This window comes from Vagococcus sp. AM17-17 (assembly GCF_003471765.1).
In the GTDB taxonomy this organism is placed as follows: domain Bacteria; phylum Bacillota; class Bacilli; order Lactobacillales; family Vagococcaceae; genus Vagococcus; species Vagococcus teuberi.
On record NZ_QRJY01000029.1, the window covers coordinates 1 to 3,792 of the forward strand.

4 protein-coding genes are annotated in these 3,792 nt (G+C 27.6%); 3 read left to right on the top strand and 1 reads right to left on the bottom strand.

The window, feature by feature from the left end; all coding sequences use genetic code 11:
- The first annotated feature begins 29 nt into the window (after window positions 1-29).
- The 3 genes from DW196_RS10900 (at window position 30) to DW196_RS10910 (ending at window position 2,782) form a co-directional block, all read left to right on the top strand.
- Window positions 30-1,067, top strand: a complete 1,038-nt coding sequence (locus tag DW196_RS10900) for a DUF916 and DUF3324 domain-containing protein (RefSeq protein WP_147408692.1) — start codon at window positions 30-32, stop codon at window positions 1,065-1,067.
- A gap of 398 nt (window positions 1,068-1,465) precedes the next feature.
- Entirely contained in the window at window positions 1,466-1,813 is a 348-nt protein-coding gene (locus DW196_RS10905) for a helix-turn-helix domain-containing protein (RefSeq protein ID WP_158563577.1), read from the top strand.
- A 342-nt stretch (window positions 1,814-2,155) separates the two neighbouring features.
- Complete coding sequence (locus tag DW196_RS10910) at window positions 2,156-2,782, top strand: FusB/FusC family EF-G-binding protein (RefSeq protein ID WP_118251280.1); 627 nt, start codon at window positions 2,156-2,158, stop codon at window positions 2,780-2,782.
- 346 nt (window positions 2,783-3,128) lie between these two features.
- On the opposite strand, the gene DW196_RS10915 is transcribed toward DW196_RS10910, so the two are convergent.
- A partial coding sequence (locus tag DW196_RS10915; protein ID WP_118251281.1) for an IS6 family transposase occupies window positions 3,129-3,792 on the bottom strand: 664 nt, incomplete at its 5' end.

Below are 3,792 nucleotides of genomic sequence, written 5' to 3' on the forward strand. Positions count from 1 at the left end.
TATATTATCTTATAAGGAGCCAATATATCTTGAAAAAGAAAATAAAACTATTATGGTTGATGGTAAATATGATTATTGTAGGTAATATTCTCTCGTGTATATTTTCTGTAAAAGTTATTGCGAGTAATGGTATGAATTTTTCTATGTCTATGATTATGCCGGATAATCAAATAAATAAAGAAGCTATCTATTATGACTTACTAGTACAACCTTCAACAACACAAGATTTAAAAATGAGAATAACTAATATGAGTGATAAAACAAATAAAATTAAGATTACTCCAGCTAATGCTCAAACAAATGAAAATGGATTGATTAATTATGTTCCATTAAGCAATAATGACGATAAATTGGATAGTCCATCTAACATTTCCTTTACTTCTCTTGTAGAGCCAACTAAAGAAATCACATTTCGTCCATTAGAAACTAAAATTGTTTCTATGAAATTAACTATACCTGAATCAAAATTTGATGGAGAAATACTTGGTAGCTTTATAATCAATTCAAGTATAGAACAAGAGAAAAAAAGTAATAAAAATACATTTAGTAATGAATTTCAAATAAATCAAGGTGTTCTAATCAGGCAAAACTTTAAAAGTATTCCTACACAAATTACAATTAATGATATCAGATCAGGATTATATCAAAATCAATTAGCAATTTTTACTAATATTCAAAATATTAGTCCAAAACTTATAAAAAATGTTACTATTAATAGTAAGATTAGAAAAAAAAATTCTAATAAAGTTATTATAGAACAAGAAAAATCTAATATTGATTTAGCACCTTATTCAGTATTTGAGTATCCTTTTATTTTGGATCATCAAATATTAAAGCCAGGGGATTATAGCATGGATATTAAGATTCATTTCGACAGTGATGTTTTATCGTATGTAAAAGATTTTAATATAGCTAAAAATGATATATATATGAGTAATGCTAAATACAATGAAAGTCAGACATATCACATGCCATTTTTTAAGCTAGGTGCTTTAATTATTTGTCTTTTTATAGTTATAATATTGCTTTATACTGTATGGAAGTACAAAGCAATATTTAACAAATAAACAGAAGTATCCCTATTTTGATTAATGCCCTATGCTGATTTAATTAGTTGTTTGGTTCTGTCTATTGTAACTATAAACTAAATCGTATTGATAGATTAAATTCTATCAATGCGATTTTTTATTTGAGGCATATAAAAAGGGGCATTCTTATTGGTAAAATTAAGTCGTCTATAACTAACATTACAAAGGAGAATGCCCCTATAGATAATAATACAAGAAAATTACTCAATTCAACAGATGATTCTCTTATTTTGAATGAGAATTGGTTGTCTCGTGAAGCGAGAAACAACCGATCATTTAAAATGATTACAGGTCGATTAGTGAATAAAGATAAGCAATGCAAGAAATGTGGAATTTATTAATCCGTTAAAAACGGAACATATTAAATCATTAGTCAATTGCCTGAAGTTGAATGTCGTCCAACTTATCTGACACTTCACAAAGAACGTTACCTTTGTATAAACTGTGGATCAACTTCCAGTGCTTTTACTTCTCGAGTAGATGACTATTATCACATTTCTAAACAATTTAATTACCAAATTGCTTTTGACTTAAAAGAGAATAGATCACGTAAATCGATCGCAGAATTCCATAGAGTCTCTGAAAATACAGTTAAACGTGTGTTACTATCATTTACCAATAGTCAGCAACCGAATGTTAACTTCTTACCTATGGATATTTGTGTAGATGAGTTTAGCTCTACTTCTTATTATCATACTGGAATAAGTTCATTATTACAAAAATAAAAATAGGTATTAATGAACTAGTAAGCACTCTCTTGATAATCGTTAGTTTACCAGTATTCCCAGTTCACGATTATCCTTAAATTAAGGAATTAACATAAATAAAATTATCCAAAGTTAAAAGTAATTAATATGAATGTCATTATTCTAATATAAATAATAATGAAAATAGCTGAATACTTTACGATTTTTTTAAAAGAATATATAATGTTCTCATTCACTAGGAGGTGATTGAGATGATAATATCATCTTTAATTACATTCAAAGTTTCATTCATTTAATGATACTTTGAATAAAATTATCTTTCTTCAAGGTATCTTATACTTAAAGAGAGAAGGAAAAAAAATGATACAACCATATGAATATAACTATATTAAACAACAAATAACTAAATTAATTGATATTTATAAAACAGTTAGTGATAAACAAATTATTAAGACTTCACAGGAAATGACTACTTTCAATATCTTACCTATTTTGGGCGATGAATTACATGAAAAAATTAAAGACAGTTATCTTAATGTGACCTTAACTAATGCAAAAGCTGTTAAAGTTTTTGACACGATTAAAAAAGAAGTCATACCTTATAAAGAATCTAGTAATAAGCAAATTGAAAAATCTTTTAAAAAAGTTAAAAGATTGAAATTTCCTATTATGGAACATTATGATTTAAAAGAAATTAACTATTTATCTTGGGATGATATTAGTTCTCAAAGGAGATATATTAATTTTTATAAAGACGATAAATTATTGGGTTTCTATGGGGTAATGTCTACACAAGTTATAAAAAATGTATGCTCTATTTGTCATCAAATTGATAACGTTTCTATGTTTATGTGTACAACAAAAGTTTCTGGTGATGGAACGTATACTAAAAAAGGGAATTATATTTGTAAAGACAGTAATAAGTGTAATCAACAAATGATTACTTTAGATTATTTATATAATTTTCACCAAACTGTTTCTAAATAATGAACTTAGATTTTTGTACTTGTCGTATCCGTATCAATTTCTATTAATAAATATTTGAAATAATTATTACCATAGTTATTTAACTGCTAGGTAGACATAATCATTCTTATACGAAGAATAAGACTCTCAGAATTATTTCTGAGAGTCTTTAGCTTAATCTAGGGTAAATATATCTATTTTATTTAAAGGTTGTCAGAGTTAACTTAATGTAAGATTATACCTAGTTAAAATATGGTACTATCAGTGTAAAAAAATGGAGAATAAAAAAATATGATAAAGAAATCCTTTTTATGGTTCTGTTGCAAACTTTAAAAGTACAAAGGACGTCTCATATTTTGTCTAATTCCTATGCAGTCATTCCTAGTAATTGATTGATTTCAAAAATCACTGAAAAGCCAAAGAGATTTCCGCCTCTTTGGCTAGTTTTATATAGGGCATGTATAGTTTCAATCCCTTTAATTGTTGAAGAAGCAGTCCTTATGGACTGATAAGATTTGTTTCTTTTCTTTACATGACGATGATCTTGCTCAATAATATTGTTTAAATATTTACTAGTTCGGTGTATAGTATCAATAAATTGCCCTTCAGATTTTAGTCGATTAAATGCACTGCTTAACGAAGGGGCTTTATCCGTTACAAGAACTCTGGGCTCTCCAAATTGTTTGATTAACCGTTTGAAAAAAGCATAAGCTGCCTGTTTATCACGACTTTTTCGTAACCAAATGTCTAGCGTTAAACTCGACGAGTCAATAGCACGATACAGATAATGCCACTTTCCTTTCACTTTTATATACGTTTCATCCATTCTCCAAGAATCATTAACCGATTTATTTCTTTTCTTCCATAAGCAGTAGATAATTCGACTGTACTCTTGTACCCAGCGATAAATAGTCGTATGGCAAACAGCGATTCCACGATCACTCATGATTTCAGACACTTCCCGATAACTCAAGTTATATCTTAAATAGTAGCCAACAGCTACGGTAATAATATCTTTTTTGAATTGTTTC